Source organism: Spongiibacter tropicus DSM 19543, assembly GCF_000420325.1.
Lineage (GTDB): Bacteria > Pseudomonadota > Gammaproteobacteria > Pseudomonadales > Spongiibacteraceae > Spongiibacter > Spongiibacter tropicus.
This window is the reverse complement of sequence record NZ_ATUS01000004.1, coordinates 52,664-70,866: the sequence shown is the minus strand read 5'-3', so window position 1 is coordinate 70,866 and position 18,203 is coordinate 52,664. Positions and strand designations below refer to the sequence as shown.

14 protein-coding genes are annotated in these 18,203 nt (G+C 57.7%); 3 read left to right on the top strand and 11 right to left on the bottom strand.

The window, feature by feature from the left end; all coding sequences use genetic code 11:
* From G411_RS0115150 to G411_RS0115100, 11 genes are all read right to left on the bottom strand, one after another.
* Positions 1–489: an STAS domain-containing protein gene (locus G411_RS0115150; protein WP_022960066.1), complete on the bottom strand. Its 489-nt coding sequence runs from the start codon at positions 487–489 to the stop codon at positions 1–3.
* A 4-nt stretch (positions 490–493) separates the two neighbouring features.
* Positions 494–1,675: a PP2C family protein-serine/threonine phosphatase gene (locus G411_RS0115145; RefSeq protein WP_022960065.1), complete on the bottom strand. Its 1,182-nt coding sequence runs from the start codon at positions 1,673–1,675 to the stop codon at positions 494–496.
* A gap of 74 nt (positions 1,676–1,749) precedes the next feature.
* Positions 1,750–2,472 carry an MlaA family lipoprotein gene (locus tag G411_RS0115140; RefSeq protein ID WP_037509746.1) on the bottom strand — a complete coding sequence of 241 codons (723 nt, stop codon included), beginning with the start codon at positions 2,470–2,472 and terminating at the stop codon, positions 1,750–1,752.
* 94 nt (positions 2,473–2,566) lie between these two features.
* On the bottom strand, positions 2,567–6,463 hold the full coding sequence (hrpA, locus tag G411_RS0115135; protein ID WP_022960063.1) for an ATP-dependent RNA helicase HrpA: 3,897 nt from the start codon (positions 6,461–6,463) through the stop codon (positions 2,567–2,569).
* Between the two features lie 58 nt (positions 6,464–6,521).
* Positions 6,522–8,276 carry an AMP-binding protein gene (locus G411_RS0115130; RefSeq protein WP_022960062.1) on the bottom strand — a complete coding sequence of 585 codons (1,755 nt, stop codon included), beginning with the start codon at positions 8,274–8,276 and terminating at the stop codon, positions 6,522–6,524.
* Between the two features lie 80 nt (positions 8,277–8,356).
* A complete protein-coding gene (locus tag G411_RS0115125) occupies positions 8,357–8,821 on the bottom strand; it encodes a hypothetical protein (RefSeq protein ID WP_022960061.1) in 465 nt (154 codons plus the stop codon).
* Positions 8,822–8,860: 39 nt separating this feature from the next.
* Complete coding sequence (locus G411_RS20765; protein ID WP_022960060.1) at positions 8,861–9,841, bottom strand: oligopeptide/dipeptide ABC transporter ATP-binding protein; 981 nt, start codon at positions 9,839–9,841, stop codon at positions 8,861–8,863.
* Positions 9,838–10,812, bottom strand: a complete 975-nt coding sequence (locus G411_RS20760; RefSeq protein WP_022960059.1) for an ABC transporter ATP-binding protein — start codon at positions 10,810–10,812, stop codon at positions 9,838–9,840. The genes G411_RS20765 and G411_RS20760 overlap by 4 nt, the downstream gene beginning before the upstream one ends.
* Entirely contained in the window at positions 10,809–12,104 is a 1,296-nt protein-coding gene (locus tag G411_RS21630) for an ABC transporter permease (protein ID WP_022960058.1), read from the bottom strand. Before G411_RS21630 ends, G411_RS20760 begins: the two co-directional genes overlap by 4 nt.
* Positions 12,101–13,045 carry an ABC transporter permease gene (locus tag G411_RS0115105; protein WP_022960057.1) on the bottom strand — a complete coding sequence of 315 codons (945 nt, stop codon included), beginning with the start codon at positions 13,043–13,045 and terminating at the stop codon, positions 12,101–12,103. The genes G411_RS21630 and G411_RS0115105 overlap by 4 nt, the downstream gene beginning before the upstream one ends.
* Positions 13,045–14,658: a peptide ABC transporter substrate-binding protein gene (locus G411_RS0115100; protein WP_022960056.1), complete on the bottom strand. Its 1,614-nt coding sequence runs from the start codon at positions 14,656–14,658 to the stop codon at positions 13,045–13,047. Before G411_RS0115100 ends, G411_RS0115105 begins: the two co-directional genes overlap by 1 nt.
* Positions 14,659–14,708: 50 nt before the next feature.
* Here G411_RS0115100 and mnmC point away from each other — a divergent pair, with 50 nt between their 5' ends.
* From mnmC to G411_RS20745, 3 genes are all read left to right on the top strand, one after another.
* Positions 14,709–16,760 carry a bifunctional tRNA (5-methylaminomethyl-2-thiouridine)(34)-methyltransferase MnmC2/FAD-dependent 5-carboxymethylaminomethyl-2-thiouridine(34) oxidoreductase MnmC1 gene (gene mnmC / locus G411_RS0115095; RefSeq protein ID WP_022960055.1) on the top strand — a complete coding sequence of 684 codons (2,052 nt, stop codon included), beginning with the start codon at positions 14,709–14,711 and terminating at the stop codon, positions 16,758–16,760.
* Positions 16,761–16,806: 46 nt separating this feature from the next.
* Positions 16,807–17,313 (top strand): nuclear transport factor 2 family protein, encoded by a 507-nt coding sequence (locus tag G411_RS20750; protein WP_022960054.1) that lies wholly within the window; start codon positions 16,807–16,809, stop codon positions 17,311–17,313.
* Positions 17,314–17,383: 70 nt separating this feature from the next.
* Positions 17,384–18,196, top strand: a complete 813-nt coding sequence (locus tag G411_RS20745) for a glutaminyl-peptide cyclotransferase (RefSeq protein WP_022960053.1) — start codon at positions 17,384–17,386, stop codon at positions 18,194–18,196.
* Positions 18,197–18,203 lie beyond the last annotated feature (7 nt).

The following is an 18,203-nucleotide window of genomic DNA, read 5'->3' as shown; positions in this document are numbered from 1 at the left end:
TCAGTAACACTGCCCTTCAAGAAGAGAAACCAGCTCGCGGAATTTAGCCCGGTTCCCCTCGTTCAGGCCCATCAGGATACGGTGGGCTTCCAAGACCCGCTTGCGCACGCCGTCTTCACTGTCCGGCAGGGCTGGCAGTTCTCCCAAATCCTCATCATCGAGCAATGGCTCTTCACGGATCTGAAACACCCGGTCGAAGCCCATGCTGTCGAGAACACGCGTGATGTCAGGGTTGGTGGAGAGGATGACAGGAACGTAAGCGAAACGCTGCTTGGCTTTTATCGCCAGCTTCGCCAACAGCCCCAGCGTGGTGCTGTCAATATTGCTGGCATCGGCAAGATCTACCACCACGCTGGCAAAGCCACAGCTGCCGAGCATTTCATCGAAGAACTCGTCCAGTGTTGTGCACAGCGTCAGGCGCACATCACCAATCAACTTGATGACGTAGGCGCCATCCTGTTCGGCCACCAGAATTTTTCCGGGCTGCATACGCCTATAACCTGCAAACCACTAAAATCGCAATATCATCGGGAGCTTCTTTCAACTCCGTCAGCCCAAAGGACTCTGCCAACTCGGTCGAGGAGCACTGTCCACGACTGAGCAAGTCCAGCAAGGCCTGCTCTTTTTCCGCCAGGCTGTCTCGCTGCAACACCTCTAATATACCATCAGAGAACAGCGTGAGCACGGCACCCGGCGGGAAGCTGATCATGTGATCAGTGAAGCTCGCCTCTGCAAACAGCCCTACCGGCATGTCATGATCCGGCAGGAAGGTGGCATGACCATCGACACTCAGCACCGGCGCCGGCAGATGGCCCGCTACCGAGTAACAAAGCTGGTTACACTTCAGGTCGACCACGCCGACACACAGGGTCACGTGCTTGCCGATACCCATTTCCAGCAGCTCGCGATTGGCTATCGCCAGCATTTTTGCCGGCGACAGAATGGCCGTTGAGCCCCGGTGCAGAAAATCACTGCGCTTGCGCGCAAACAGGTTTTTCAGAAACACCGTCACAAACGCAGAACTGGCACCGTGGCCGGATACATCGGCAACAAAAAAGGCCGCGTGATCCTCGCCGACCAGAAAATAATCCACAAAGTCGCCACTCAGGTAGAGCGACGGCAGGATAAAGTGGCAAAAGCGATAGTTTTCGATGTCTTTGGGGGTATCGGGCAGCAGTAACTGCTGAACATGCTTACCGGCCTGCTGGTCCTGCTGAAGGTGGGTAAGGCTTTCCAGCAACTCGCGGTTCGCGTTTTCCAGCTTTTGCCGGTACGCGAGGTTCTCGCGTTTCAATTCACAGCGCTCTACCGCGCGCTCCATCGCATGCCGGATCACATCGTGGCTTTCGGGAGGCAACAACAGGTAGTCGGTAGCGCCATGACGAACTGCCGCAAGAACATCTGCAAGACTGTTACGGCGGGACACGCCAATCAGTGGAAGCTCACGGGGGTCCGCCGCCATCTCGTCCAACAGGTCAATACCGCGGCCGCCGGGCAAATCGATATCAATCATCACGATATCGATATCTTCCTCGCGAAATGCTAACAGGGCCTGCCGGTTATCGGTGACACACAGCACTTCTACCTGCAGCGCCTCAAGGGCGCCCAGCAACTGCTGGTGAATATCATCGGCCTGTTGTATCAGTAACAGCCGATGGCGAAGTGGTCTGCTCATTTCGCTGTTTTACTCACCCTCGCACAGCGTGGCAAGCAACAAGCTTGTGTAGGATTCACAGCCGCCCTCTTGGCTTAGAAATCAAAAGACTCAAAGTCTTCATCACCAAAGCTGTCTTGCAGCTCGCCGTCGTTGATCAGGAACTCCCGCCGCTGCATGTAGGCATCTTTCATGAAGGTGTATCGGTCACCGCTCATCAGGTCTTCACTACCCAGGAGCTTGGCCCGGGTTTGCACCAGATCGAGCAACATCAGCCCCAGGTCAGCCGTAAAGGGCTCGACTTCACGCAAGGGGGATACATAGCCATCGGCCAGACGGGAGGGACCGTCGCGAACCGTGCTAGGGCCTAGAAAGGGCAAGACCAGATAAGGGCCAGAATCGACCCCCCAGTGTGCCAGGGTCTGACCAAAATCCTCAGACTGTCGCTCAAGTCCGATTTTCCCAGCCACATCAAAAATTCCCAGCACGCCGACGGTGGTATTGATCAGAAAGCGGCTGAAATCAACCAGAGCATCACCCGGCTTACCCTGCAACAGGTCGTTGGCAAAGTTTTTAACCTCACCGACGTTGTTGAACACGTTTTCGATACCCTGATCGACCAGGTCTGGCGTCACTTTTTTGTAGGTGCGCGCAACCGGCGCAGCCACGTAGCGATCGGCAACGTCATTGAACTCAAAGACAGCGCGATTGAAACCTTCCCAGGGATCTCGGGGATCGTTGCCGTACTCTTCAGCGGCCTGCCCCAATAACGGTATGCAGCAGCACAGCAGAAGTACCAGCCTTTTAGGCAGTGACATGTTCACATGTTTTCCCATGACTCAGACCTCGCCACTATACCTAAAGCCCGGCGCAAACACACCACCTCATCGACACCTCCCATGCCACAAACGCTTAGCGCTGTGGCAGGCCCAACGCCTTAGTCACCGCCTGCCACTGTTGCTTTAAACGCTTCTCGGACACCGGCTGAGACGTCCCCAAACGCTGGGCAAACAGTGACACGCGAAATTCCTCAAGCATCCAGCGGTAGTCACGCAATAAGGCCGACTGGCGCCACAGCCCTGGCGAGGCGCTCAGTACGTCATTGAGCGCATCCTGCATGGGCGCAATCGTCAGGGTGCATTGTCGATCGCGTTGATAATGCCCGTCGAGTTTGTCGATACGTTCCTGAATGGCCGCGAGGTAACGCGGGTAATTCGCCAGATTTTCCGGTGCCGCGCGCGTCATAAAGTCATCCGGGAACAAGCCATCGAGCTGTTGCTGAATATCCGTAATACTGTGAAACCAGCTCAGGCTGTTGAGTTTTTTCAGACGCCGGCGAATATCCGCCTGGGCGGCCAAAATGTCGGAAAGCATTGCCGAGGTCAGCTCCAGCTGAGGAACAAACCCGGCCCTTCCCGCCTGCCAACAGGCATCAAACTGCTCGGCAGTTCTCGGCAGCACGCTGTCCCCCGCCAGAAATACCTGTCGCGCTGTCAGCAATAAACCGGCTTCAATCCAGTCCCTGCGCTGTACACCGCAGGCCGCGAACTGCAACTGGGCCGTATTATCGCGAAACAGCGTAGTCCTTGCCGCCTTGCACTGCGACGGCAGGCGCAATAGCAACAAGCGCAGCACTCCCCTCTCGCTTTGCAGCTCAGCCTCTTCCAGGGTTTCGGCAAGCCCCAGCTCGACCTCGTCACCCAAGTCGCGCAGGCACGGATACGCTGTCAACGTGGCACCGGCCTGCCGGAATTGATGCTCTACCGGCAGCTGATCAAACACCCACTCGCGATACCGCCGCGGTTCGAAGCCGCCCTGGCTCTCCTCTGCAATACTCTTCTGCACCTCGACAGCCAATTGCTCTCTCAATGCGCGAATATCACGTCCACCCGCCAAACGCCTGCCGGCGTCATCGAGCACAATAATATTCATGCGATAAAAGTCATCGACCGGCGCCATTGCCCAACTCGCCACATCGATACGCGCCTCACTGATCTGCTCGAGTCGTGCCGCCAGCGCCGGTAAAAGAGCGTCGTCACTGGGCGCCAACCGTGTGAGTGCGCGATCCACATAGTCTGGCACCGGGACCAACTGCTTGCGCTGTGCCTTGGGCAGCGCCTTGACCAGAGCAATACATTTATCCCGCAACAACCCGGGAACCAGCCAGTCAAACCGTCCCTCAGGCACTTTCGCCAGCAGGCCCAGCGGCACCGAGACCGAGACACCGTCGTCGGCGTGACCGGGCGCAAAGTGGTAACTCAGCTTCAATTGATAATCGCCGCAGGAAATTTGATCGGGGAACTGCGCCCCATCGACACCCGCATCGCTGCGCATCATCTGGGCCATCGACATTCTCAGCGAGGTATCCGCGGCGGATTTTTTCAGCCAAGACTCCAGCTGCTTCCCCGTCGTAATGCCTACAGGAAGCCGCTCATCATAGAAAGCATAAAACTCCTCGTCGGAAATCAGCATGTCTCGCCGACGAGCCTTGTCCTCCATATCGAGAATGTCGCGGCGCAGCGCCTGATTGTGTTTGAAAAATTCAGCACTGCCCCGATAGCGCCCTTCTACCAACCCCTGCCGAATCAGAATTTCCCGGCTGATAACCGGGTCAATGGGCCCATAGTGCACCCGGTGACGCTCGCGCAGTGCCAAGCCGTAAAGCAGCGTACGTTCATACGCCATCACCCTGCCGCTGCGACTATGCCAGTGAGGCTCTGAATACTGGCGTTTGAGCAGGCTGTCGTTAATGCCAAACACCCACTCTGGCTCGATTTTCCCAACACAGCGGGCGAACAGCTGGGAGGTTTCCGCCAACTCGGCGGCCACTATCCACTTGGGAGATTTTTTCGCCTGTGATGAGCCGGGAAAAATCCGCAATTTACGATTGCGCGCACCAAGGTATTCCCGGTTTTCGGTTTTGAAGGCAATTTGCCCAAGAAACCCGGTCAGCAAGGCCCGGTGCAGGCTTTCGTAGTCGGCCGCGTCTTTGTTCATCGTCAACGTGAGCTGTCGACACATCAACACCAGCTGGTAGTGTACCTCGCGCCACTCCCGCATACGCGACCAGCTCAAAAACTCCTTCTGACACAGGCGCCGCCATTGATTGGCTGTTAAGCTCTGGCGCTGTTCTTCGGCGTAATCCCACAGTGCCAGATACGCGAGGAAGTCAGACCCGTCCTGCCAGAATCGGCGATGTTTTTCGTCCGCTGCTTGTTGTTTATCCGCCGGCCGATCGCGGGGGTCTTGAATACTCAGCGCGCTGGCGATAATCAACATTTCGCGCAAGCAGTGACGCTCAGCAGCCGCCATAATCAGGCGGGCAATACGCGGATCGACAGGGAAACGAGCCAGCGCACGCCCTAGCGTCGTCATGCGCTCACCATCGACCGCGCCCAGTTCTGCCAGCGATGCAAAACCATCGCGAATCAGCCGCCCATCTGGTGCATCCACGAAGGGAAACCGGCGAATATCGCCCAAACCCAGCTGCAGCATCTGCAAAATCACCGCCGCGAGGTTTGTCCGCTGAATCTCTGGCTCGGTAAACAACGGCCGCCGCTCAAAGTCCTCTTCGCTATACAGCCGATAGGCAATCCCCTCGGCAACCCGCCCACAGCGCCCGGCCCGCTGGTTCGCACTGGCCTGGGAAATCGGCTCAATCGGAAGGCGCTGCACCTTGCTGCGAACACTGTAGCGACTGATGCGCGCCGTCCCGGCATCAATGACATAGCGGATGCCCGGCACTGTCAGCGAGGTTTCCGCAACGTTCGTAGCCAACACCACACGCCAGCCGCGGCGACCATTGAGGTCAAAGATGCGCTGCTGCTCAGCATTGCTGAGTCGCGCATACAAGGGCAGCACTTCAGCCCCGGGAAGTTGCGCGTGGCGCAAATGTTTGGCGACCTCGCGAATATCGCGCTCACCGCTCAAAAACACCAGCGTATCGCCGCTGCGCTGCGCACCCTCCGCCATCAATTCCCTGAGCACCAACTCAACAGCAATACCCAAGTCCTGATCCTGCGTCAGCTCCTCCAGCGGCCGGTAGCGGTATTCCACAGGAAAGCTGCGCCCAGATACTTCAATCACTGGCGCATTATCGAAATGCGCCGAAAAGCGCTCCACGTCGATCGTGGCAGACGTAATGATGACTTTGAGATCAGGACGTTTGGGCAGCAGGGTTTTCAAATACCCCAGGAGAAAGTCGATGTTCAGGCTGCGCTCGTGGGCCTCGTCGATAATGACAGTGTCGTAATTATTGAGGAAACGATCCTTGGCAATCTCTGCCAGCAAAATCCCATCGGTCATCAATTTGATATAGCTGTTCGCCGAGCTTTGGTCCTGGAAGCGCACCTGATAACCCACGGCCTCACCCAGCGGGGTTTGCAACTCATCGGCGATACGCTGTGCCACAGTACGTGCCGCCAGGCGGCGCGGCTGAGTATGCGCAATCATGCCATTCACGCCTCTACCCATTTCCAGACAAAGCTTGGGCAGCTGCGTGGTTTTCCCAGAACCGGTTTCTCCGGCAATCACCACCACTTGATGACTGGCAATAGCCTCACGGATATCATCCAGCCGCTCGCTGACCGGCAAATCAGGATAGCTGACAGACGGCAATCGCGCCCGACGCTCGCTGAGGCGCTGTACAGAGGCCTCAATGCGCTCACACAGTGCGTTGAGGGGAGCCTCAATATGTTCATCTTTTCGGCGCTGTAACTGCGCCAACTTGCGCTTCAGGGCAAACTGGTCCGGGCGATAGCACGCTTGGGCTATGCGCGTGTTCAGTGCTTTCCAATCAATGACAGACATAACTTCCTGAAACGAAAAAGGGCGCCACCTGGGCGCCCTTACAATGCATTGTGCTGCGTTATTTGGCAGCGCGCTTGGCCAGTTCCTCGTCGCGAAGTGTACGGCGCAGCACTTTACCCACATTGGTCTTGGGCAGCTCGTCGCGCACTTCGATATAGCGCGGCATTTTATAGCCCGTCAGACGATCACGCAAAAACGCTTTCAGTTCGCTTTCATCAATGCTGCCTTCCTTAGGCGCCACAAAGATTTTAACGACTTCGCCAGATTTCTCGTCGGGCACACCAATCGCTGCACACTCAGCAATATTCGGATGCTCGCTGAGCACGTCTTCGATTTCGTTGGGATAAACGTTGAAGCCCGACACCAAAATCATGTCTTTCTTACGATCGACGATTTTCAGGAAACCATCTTCCTGCACCACCGCTACATCACCCGTGTGGAGCCAGCCGTCGATAATGGTCTTGTCGGTCTCGTCAGGACGCTGCCAGTAGCCCATCATGACCTGTGGACCCCGCACGCAGAGTTCACCACGATCACCCACGCCCACGTCATTGCCGTCGTCATCAACCAGACGAATATCTGTGCCGGGCAAGGGAATACCAATCGTACCAACCTGATTGCCCTTGCCGGGGTTTACAGAAACCACCGGGGACGTCTCGGTCAGACCATAGCCCTCGTAGATTTCCGCACCGGTCATTTTCTTCCACTCGTGGGCAGCCCCGTGGGTCAGCGCCATACCGCCCGACAGTGTCACCTTAAGCGCAGAGAAGTCCAGACTGGCAAATTCAGGATGCTTACAAAGCTGAACAAACAGCGTATTGATGCCACTCATGCCGCTCCACTTCCAGCGTTTCATTTCCTTGATAACGCTGTTCAAGTCACGAGGATTGGGAATCAATACCGAGTGGTTACCCTCAAGCATGACCAGGAACGCCAGCATGAAAGAGTAAATGTGATACAGCGGCAGCGGTGCAATAAAGGTTTCTTTGCCGATGCCGAGGTTGTAGCTGGTGAAATTCGCCTGACTTTGCAGCACATTGGCCATCAAATTCAGGTGACTGATCATGGCTCCTTTCGACACACCAGTCGTGCCGCCGGTGTACTGCAGCAGCGCCAGATCTTCTGCCTTGGGCTGTGCTTTTTGGTAATTGCCAGATTTGCCCTGCGCCAGCGCTTTACGCAACGGGATAGACTTGCGGAAGCTGACAGCAGGCACTTCTTTACGCACGTGACGCAAGACACCATTAATGAGTGTGCGCTTCAGTGGCGGATGCAGATCGGCCACTTCCGTCACAATGACGGTTTCCACGCCAGTATCCGGCACCACCGCCTCAGCGGTTTTTGCGATATTGGCCAGCACGACAACCGCCTTCGCGCCGGAGTCGTTCAGTTGGTGTTTGAGCTCGCGCTCGCTGTATAGCGGGTTCGTGTTAACCACGATCATCCCCGCGCGCAATGCACCGAACAGCACTACCGGATACTGAAGGATATTGGGCATCTGAATGGCAATGCGATCGCCGGGCTGCAGGCCACTATGCTGCTGCAGATAGCTGGCAAATTGCGCCGACAGACGGTCCAGATCGCCGTAGCTGAGGGTGTACCCCAGACAGCTCACGGCAGGGTTATTCGTATAGCTGCTTACGCAGTAGTCAAACATATCCACCAGACTGGAAAACTGCTGGAGGTCGACATCCGTCGCCAGGTCCAGCCGTTTTCTCGCGGCGTTGATTGTTTCGGCAATTTGCTGTTGCTGCTCAGACAAGGTGGCCCCCTCGTTAGCGTTCTTGTTATTCACATACCAGTACGTGCGCATTACATCCCGACATGCGCACTGCGAGTTATAGCGATAAACCCGGCAAGCTATCGGTATTTGTGTTCACTGTCAACACGCGACTAGCTGGCCTTTTCCATAAACTGTGCAGCATCTACAAACATCAACTTCAGGCGCAGATTTGCGGGGCGACTTTGGTCAAACCCCATTACCAGAGCGTTACGCTGACCGCGAATCTCGCTGACTGCGGGCAGAACGATCACATGCTGCACACCGCTGTCGTCGCTCAACACCTTGGGTTCCTGCCCGGCTTTCAAATATCGGCTGTAAGTGTCGATCAGCATCGTCAGTTGATCTCGAAACGCGCTGTAATTCAGCTGGCCACAAAACTCCGACGCATTCATCTCAAGACTGACTCGCAGCACCGAGTCGTCCTCCATCGACAGGTCACTCAGCAGTACGGGGTTGCCCGCCTCAAGTTCCCTGAAATAGCGTTTTGACTCGACCCGCTGCGCGTCGAGAATGCAACGCTTGAGTAGCGAGCTGGCCATTACCATCAAGGCCGGGATTTCTATACTGATATTCATTCGTCGGCATTCCTTACATGTCGTGGTGCTTTATCCATGCTAATCGAAGCCCCCGGAAGCTGCCACTGCTTCAATCTCAGTCAGGCGATGACAGGCGGCAAAATGCCCGGCGCCCTTCTCAATACTGACAGGTGGCGTCAAACGGCATGGGTCGTCGACATAGGGACAGCGATTGGCAAAACGACAGCCACGATCGCGACTCAGCGGCAGAGGCAGCTCCGAGGCGCCGGTTCTGACCGGCAATGCCAACGGCGCATCCAGGTTCGGTTCGGGATGCGCGGCCAGCAACTGTCGGGTGTAAGGGTGCATAGGCGCGTTAATCAGTGCTGCGGTCGTCCCCAACTCCAACAACTCACCGAGATACATCACGGCAATGCGGTCAGCCAAACTGGGAAGTACGGCCAGATCGTGGGTAATAAACAGCATGGCTGTTCCACTATCCCGCTGGATATCGCGCAACAGGGACAAAACCTGTGCTTGAACCGATACATCCAGTGCCGACACCGCCTCATCGCAAATCACCAGTTTCGGCTCGGCAATAAATGCCCGCGCAATGCCGGCGCGCTGCCGCTGCCCTCCGGACAATTCGTGGGGAAAGCGGTCCGCAAATCGTGCCCCCAGACCAACGCGATCCAACCAGCTATCGATCCGCTTTCTCAGTGCATCGGGCGGAAGCCGAACATCGCGCAAGGGCTCCGCCAAACTGTCGACAATGCGCATACGTGGATCCAGGCTTGCGTAACTATCCTGAAATACCATTTGAATGGCACCACGCTGATGCTTGAGTCCACGCCGCCCGGCCAGAGACTGACCTTGAAACCGCATTTCGCCAAACGATGGCTCCTCGAGGCCAGCAATCAAACGGCCCAGCGTGGATTTACCGGAACCACTCTCCCCGACCAGCGCCAGAACTTCTCCGGCAAATATGTCGAGACTGACATCATCCACGGCCGCCAGGTAATCACGGCCCTGCCGAAAATGACAACTCAGTTTTCGCAAAGAAAGCAGTGGCGCGGTCATGACTGTAGCCGCCAGTTGTCTGGATGATCGGAATGCCAACGCCAACAACGCGTCACGCTGCCCTGCGGGGTGCGAATAAAGGTCGGGGATTCCTCACAAATTGCCATTCGGTGTGGGCAGCGTGGCGCAAAAGCACAACCCTTTACAGCTTGACGTAAATCCGGCGGGCTGCCGGGTATCGCCTGCATTGCCTGGCTGCTGTGCAACTGGGGAACCGCCGCTCGCAGCGCTGTGGTATAGGGGTGCGCAGGTTCGGTAAAAAGCGCTTTGAGGCTGGCAGACTCCACCGTTTCTCCGGCATACATCACGCTCACCGAATCGGCGATATTGGCGACTACGCCCAGATCGTGACTGATAAACAACAGGCTGGTCCCCAGCTCACGCTGCATTTCCCTGAGCAGTGCCAACACTTCTGCCTGCACCGTCACATCCAGCGCCGTCGTCGGCTCGTCGGCAATCAATAACTGAGGCTGACAGGCGACCGCCAGCGCAATCATCACTCGCTGCAGCATGCCACCGGAAAATTCGAAGGGATATCTGGAAAGACGGGCTTCAGCGCGGGGAATCGCAAGACGTTCCAGCAAGGCGATCGACGCCTGCTTCGCCTGTTTCCGGGTCATCCCCCGGTGCAGGCAAAAGACTTCGCCAAGCTGAGCGCCAATAGTGCGGGTTGGGTTCAACGCCGTCATCGGGTTCTGAAAAATCATCGCCACACGCCGCCCTCGCCAGGATTGCCACTGCCGGCTACCCTGCGCAGGCAACATATCTTCCGCCAGCCGCAGTTGTCTGGCGGAGAGCTGCGACCCACGCGGCGCCAGCCCCAGCAGGCAGAGGGCCGTCAGCGACTTGCCGCTACCTGATTCGCCTACCAGTGCTCGGCACTCGCCTTCTCGAAGAGAAAACGACACGTCTCGCAGCGCGGCATTGTCGCCAATACGCAGAGACAGCTGGTCAACATATAACAAGCTCACAGGCGTCCCCCTCCGCTACGCCGGTCAGTGGCATCACGCAGTGCGTCTCCCAGCGTATTGAAGGCCAATACCGCAATACTGATCATCATGGCGGGCAGCAATAGCTGCCTGGGATTGGACAACAGCGTTTTTATACCGTCATTGCACATGGCGCCCCAGGAGGTGCTGGGAGGCGAAACGCCCATACCGATAAACGACAAGAACGCCTCGGTAAAAATGGCCGAGGGAATGGCAAAGCTAAACGCCACCAGAATTACCGGCAACACATTGGGTAATATATGGCGATAAAGAATAAATGGCGCCGATCGCCCCGACAGCCTCGCGGAGTCGATAAACGCCTGGCTTCGCAATGCCAGCACCTGCCCTCGTACCAATCTCGCGCTTCCCGGCCAGCTCAACAGCAACATCGCCAGGATAAGAGGTAAAATACCGTTTTCACCGGGGCCAATCCCGAACGCGATCCGCAGCAGAATCATGAAAAGCAAGAACGGCAAGGCGACGACAAAGTCAGCAAGACGCATGGCAAATTGGTCCAGACGCCCGCCTAAATACCCAGCCAAACCGCCAAACACGCAACCAAAGCCGATGTAGAGCAACGGCGCCACAATCCCAACGAACAACGAACTGCGACCACCGGCCATCATCCTCGCCAGCAAATCCCGCCCCAGCGCATCGGTGCCCAGTGGATGCGCCGGTAACAACACCCGCTCCGGCAAGCCACGGGCATCCTCCGGAATCAACCCCTGTAAAGCCGCTTCAAATGCGGAAATGGCAAACTCTGGTCGTGTTTCCAGCGAAAATAGCAGCAGCCCGGTATCGGCATCGGCGAGGGTATAGCGATAAACGCGATAGCTGAGTTGCAGTCGGTCAACGTAATGGCGATCACTGCCCTCCCACAGCGGCAGTCCCGGACCAATCTGCTCTGCGCCAGCCCGGTAAAGGCGGTAACGCTGGACCCCAGACACCTGTGGCCATTGCAGCGCGACACGTTCGGTAGTGCTTTCCGCAATTTGCAGGCGCTGCGGCGCGGTCGACAGCCGGGGGGGGCGAGTATCGTCCACCACCAGCGCCGACATCGCCGGCGTCGGCCCCCGAGAAATATGCGACAACCATTGCTGGGCGGGGTCGTATTGCCACACCCATGGCCCAGCCCAAACGAACAGCAGCAGCGCCACAACGATCGACGTCGACAACAGAACCGCGGGCGTGAACGCCACTTGCGAAGTCGGCTGAGACAGTTCGGTGCCAGGCACCGGCGGCTGCCAGGGCGCAAAGCGGAATACCGGGATCATCCGCGCCCCCCCACCAAGCGTATGCGAGGGTCAATCAAGCCATAACTGATATCCACTAACACCACGACCAACACCAGAAAGGCACCGTAGAACACCGTGGTACCCATAATCACCGTGTAATCAAGCTGCTGCACCGCCTGCACGAAATAGCGGCCCAGCCCCGGTATGGCAAAAACCAGCTCCACCACAAAACCACCGGTAGTGATCGCCGCCACCGCTGGCCCCAGCTCGGTCACCACTGGCAGCAAGACATTGCGCAGCTGGTGTCGCCAGAACAGTCCGGCGCCGGCAACGCCTCGCGCCCTGGCGGCGAGGATATAGTCGCTGCTGAGCACGTCCAGCATGGCCGCGCGACTGAGCCGACTGAGGTATGCCAGCGTACCCAGCCCCAGCACCAGCGCAGGCACCCAGACATGTCCGATGCCTCCCCAGCCGGCAACGGGAATCACCGTCGTGCCCGCCAGTTGGTTTAACCGCACAATCAGCAGTTGTGCGAGCGCTGCGATCACAAAACCGGGGACCGATATGGCCCCCACCACCAGCAACATCACGGCACGATCGGGCCAGCGCTGCCGAAAATGCGCCGCCACACTGCCGGCGGCCACCCCTCCGACCAGGGCGATCAGGATCGCTGCGAGCCCCAATGTCGCCGAGACGGGAAAGTGTTCGCGGATGATATCGTTTACCCGGCGATTTTCCTGCGTAAAGGAAATGCCGAAATCACCGTGAAGCATATTGCTCATGAATTGCAGATACTGCTGAGGCAGGGGCTTATCCAAGCCGTAACGCGCCTCTAGCTGCGCCCTTACCGCAGGCGACATGGCTTTATCCTGAGTCAGTGGATCTCCAGGCACCGCGTGCATCGCAAAGAAGGTGGCCGTGGCGATAAACCAGATGGTGATCGCTCCCGACAGCAGGCGTCGCAGAATAAACCGCAGCATCAGGGCGCAATCCAGGCGTCACGAAAACTCGGGTCGCCACCAAACACCGCACGCCTGACGCCATGCAATTGCGGGTGCTGCACGTACAGTGAGGCATTCTCGTAGGTAGGCAAAATAGGCACATCATCGACAATCAACGCTTGCAGGCGCCCCATAATGTCGAAGCGGCGCTTGGCATCGCTGCTGCGCTGTGCGGCACGCACTAATCTATCGTACTCGGGGTTGTGATAGCGCCCACGGTTGTTGTCATTCCAGGAAGCAAACAAATCGGCAAAGGTCATGATGTCGTCAAAATCAGGCCCCCACGCCGCCACAACAATATCAAAGTCCCCACGCCGCATTTTCTCCAAGCGCTGCTTGAACACCTGCTGGTCGATACGTAATTCCAGGCCAAGCCCTCGCCTGAAAAGATACTGGTAGTACTCTGCCTCCTGAAGGGCACGCGGACTATCTCCCGACAGCAGCATCAGCGGCGGCCATTCTGCCAGCCCCAGCTCAGCCTTGGCTTTCGCCAGATGTCGACGTGCCAGCGCCAGATCCGGCTCAACTTTCAACACAGGGTATTCCTCGCGAAAGGGCTTCTCCAAGCCTTTAACCGTCATTGGGAATAGAGAGTAAGCAGGAAGCACACCAGGCAAGCCAATAATCTTGTTAACCAGCAACTCGGGGTTCAGTAGATGTTGTACCGCCTTGCGGAAGTGCCGGTTCGCACTGATACGCCCTTCGCGAAAGTTGAACTCCAGAAAATACAGCGCGCCCGTCTGAAAGTGATGAATATCAAAGCCGCGTTCAATCGCTTCGTCCAGCAGGCCGGTATCGAGGTTTGCCAATGCAATCTGCCCATCCCGAAACAGGTTGAACTGCGCACTCGGGTCAGCGGTGATATAGGGCAAATCAATGTGGCGTATCTGCACATTCTCGTTATCCCAGTAGCGAGCATTGGCAGCCAGCCGCAACTCGGCACCGTGCACCCACTTCTCCAGCACATAGGGCCCGTTGACCATCAGCTTGTCAGCATCGGCGGCATAGCGACGTCCCCAGTGATTCACCACATCCTCACGCAGGGGCATGTAGGTCATGAACGCCGTAAGGCTGAGAAAATACGGACACGGCCCGTCAAACTCTACGACCAGTTCGCGATCTGACACTGCGCGTACGCCGAGTGCGTTGACGGGCATATCGCCGCGATTGACCGCTTCGGCGTTTTTAATAGGATAAAAAATGAACGCGTATTGCGAGGCCGTTTCCGGGCGCAAGGCATATTGCCAGGCAAAGGCAAAGTCCTGCGCCCTCACCGGCTTGCCGTCTGCCCAGCGAGCATCCTCCCGCAACCAGAATCGCGCACCCGACTCGTTGAGCTGCCAGCGCTCCGCCACGCCGCCAATCAGTTCACCATCGGGGCCATACCGCAACAGGCCTTCCATCAGGTGAGACAGCACAAAATTGGCGATGGTATCGGTGGCGCGGGCAGAGTGCAGCGTCGGCGGTTCAGTCGCCAACGCGAGCTGAATACGGCTTTGCTGTGGGTCGACGGCCGCCGCCTGCGCCCAGGCAGAGAAACCGAGTACAGCCAGGGCCAGCCAACGGGCTAAACGTACAGACTCACACCCCATCACTGCTACAATGCACCCCGCTTTTCCATTGCTATTGGCAGGCTTCCACCTTGGCTCACCGCAACCATCCTTATTTTATCGTCCCCGCAGAACTCGACTGGCAAGACGGCGTTCCCAGTGCCATCGACTACGGCGATGTCTATTTTTCCCGCGATGACGGCTTGGCCGAGAGTCGCTATGTGTTTCTGGAACACAACCGTCTGCAAGAGCGATGGCAACAACTGGATAACGCGAGACCCGGCCGATTTACCGTGTGCGAAACCGGCTTCGGCACGGGATTGAATTTCCTGTTGACCTGCGAGCTGTGGCTGCGTACGGCGCCGCCGAACTGGACCCTGCACTACATCTCCTGCGAAAAACATCCGCTGAGGCCCGAAGACCTCAAACGGGCCCTTGGCGCGTGGCCAAGCCTTCACGAGCTGTCAACGATTCTACAAGACAATTATCCGCCGCTGATACCGGGTCAGCACCGCAGATACCTGCACAAGTCACAAATTTGTCTGGATGTTCTCTTTGGCGACATTCTCGACACCTTGCCACAATTGATCGACGGGGTGATCGACGGCGCGAGCCCCGACGTCTCCAAGGGCCCGGTAGACGCCTGGTTTCTCGACGGATTTGCGCCCGCCGCGAATCCCGACATGTGGCAAACAGCACTGTTCGACAGTATGGCGCGGCTCAGCCACCGCGGCAGCAGCTTTGCCACGTTCACCTCTGCCGGAGTGGTTAAGCGCGGCCTGAAGCAGGTGGGATTCAATGTTAAGAAGGTCAAAGGCTACGGCCGCAAACGAGAAATGCTCTGTGGTGAGTTTAACGCCTATGCCCAAGCGGTAGACCGCGAGGTAGCGGCGCAACGACTTCCACTCACCCCAGTGCCTTGGCACCAGCCCGACAAAGGTGCTGCGCCGCAATCCGCACTCGTTATTGGCGGTGGGCTGGCCGGATGCAGCACCGCCAGAGCCCTGGCCGAGCGCGGCATTGCCGTGACACTGATCGAGCGTCACTCGACACTGGCCCGAGAAGCCTCCGGTAATCCGCAGGGCGTTTTATACACCAAGCTCTCACCCGAGCCCGGCGCGCTGAACTGGTTTACCCTGAGCAGCTTCCTCTATGCCCTGTCGCACTATCGACAGGCGTATTTTGGGGCATCGGGAACGGGTGATTTCTGCGGTGTGCTGCAACTACCGGGCAACGACCGCGAGGCAGAGTTATTCAGTCGCTTGAAAGAGATGCTCGGTGACCAGCGTTGGCTGGCGTTTCTCAGTGCAGAGCAGGCCTCTGCGATCAGCGGCCTCGCCCTTAACCGGGACGGCATTTTCTATCCGCAGGCAGGCTGGTTGTCGCCACCAGCCATCTGTGCCGCCTATGTGGATCATCCGTTGATTGAGCGAGTTCATGACCGGGAAGTCGCATCGCTTTCCGACGATGGCGAACAATGGCAGGCCTCGGACACCAAAGGTGAACTCATCGCAACAGGCAACGCAGCAGTTATTGCAGGCAGTCATGAAGCCCGCCAACTGGCACAGAGCGCAACCCTCCCCCTGCGCCGTATTCGCGGGCAAATCAGTTACTTCAACCAGGAGGACATCAGCAAAAGCCCGCGCTGTGTCGTCTGCCACGACGGCTACTTCGCGCCGCCGACGGATGGCCGCTTTTGCCTTGGCGCCAGCTTCGACCTGAAAAATACCGATACCGCTCTGAGCGACCACGATCACCAGTTCAATATTGATACCCTGCGCAAACTCAGCCCAGACCTGCTGAAAGCGGGTGCACAGGCCGTCGGTGGACGCGCGGCACTGCGTTGCGCCAGCCCGGACTATCTGCCCATCGTGGGTGCCGCCCCAGACGTTGCCGCCTTTGACGAGGATTACGCAGCGCTGCGCAAGGACGCAAAGCGGGCAATTCCCCGTGCCGGGCGCTATTATCGCCAGCTGTACCTCAATGTCGCCCACGGTTCGCGCGGGCTGACATCAACGCCCATGAGTGCCGAGCTGCTTGCCAGCTATCTCTGCGGCGAATCCCGGCCAATTTCCCGCCAATTGGCTGAAAATTTAGCCCCGGCCCGCTTTTTGATTCGCGACCTGATGCGCAACCGCCGATAACTTGGCAAGATGCCCGGCTGATTCGACACGCTCACAAGGACCCGCCATGACGGATATTCAGGCCCTCGCCCAGCGCCTTCAGGCAATAGAAGATATCAATGCCATTACGGCGCTGAAGTATCGCTACCTCAATGCCTGCGATGCCAAGCAGCCGGAGGACGTGCTCGCCTGCTTCGCGCCGGGCAAGATCCATATCGACTTCGGCCATATCGGGCAGTTCGACAGCCGCGAGGCCTTTGTCGCGGTCTTTGAAGAACTGGGCTGCCACGACCACATCGTCGATATGCACCACGCCCAGAACCCGCTGGTCACCCTGACCGGCAACGACAGCGCCACGGCGCATATCGGCCTTCGGTTCCTGAGCATCAATACCCGAGACAAGCTGCGCGTTCAGTTGGGCGGCCACTACGACGACGAATACCAGCGCATTGACGGCCAATGGCTGATGACCCGCAGTTGCTTTACCGTCTGCGCGGCGGAAATGATCGACTTTTCAGGTGACACCGCCGTCGTCAGCTACACCGGCAATCACATGCCACCCATGCAGGCGTAAGCGGGGTGCAGACGCGGAGATAAGCTGGCATAGTGAGCGCCATACGTTTTGGCTCACTTGTGGATTGCGCTTGAAACGCCTGCTTTTACTCACACTTTTTACGCTGTTCGGCTACCCGCTGAGCGGCGTGTCCGCGCCAGCCAGCCCACTGCCGTACGAACTGCTCGCACAGTACCCGCACGACACAAGGCTGTTCACCCAAGGGCTGGAACTATATCAAGGCCAGCTCTATGAAAGCAGCGGACTCTTCGGTCACTCAAAACTCATTTCCCGCCCCTTCCCGCCCAAGGAAAACAGTCCACCGACGCTACGCGGCGTTGCGCTGGACAAGCGGCTGTTCGCCGAGGGACTGAGCTTTTACCGGGGACGCCTGTTTGTCTTGACCTGGCGAGCCGGGCTCGCGCTGGAGCTTGACCCACAGCACTTTGGCTTACTGAAACAACATCTCTATCAGGGCCAGGGCTGGGGGCTTTGCTATCACTCCGGGCGAGAAATGTTCGCCATGTCTGACGGCAGTGATACGCTACAGTGGCGGCGCCCCGGTGATTTCGCCCTGGTAAGCCGCCAGAAGCTTTGGGGACATGACCACATCGACAAGTTGAACGAGCTCGAATGCCATGGTGACTACATCCTGGCAAATCGCTGGTACAGCAATGAGGTGCTGGTCATCGATGCCCGAAATACGAAAGTGCTGGCAACGCTGGACCTGAGTGCGCTGCAGCCCGAGGGACTCAGTCCCGAAGCGGTGCTTAACGGCATTGCCTTTGACGAAAGCGATCAAACATGGCTTGTTACCGGTAAACTCTGGCCTTATATCTACCGTATCGCTTTCACACTACCTTCTATCAATACGGCCATGCCATCCACCGCAGGCCACCAATAAAACGGAC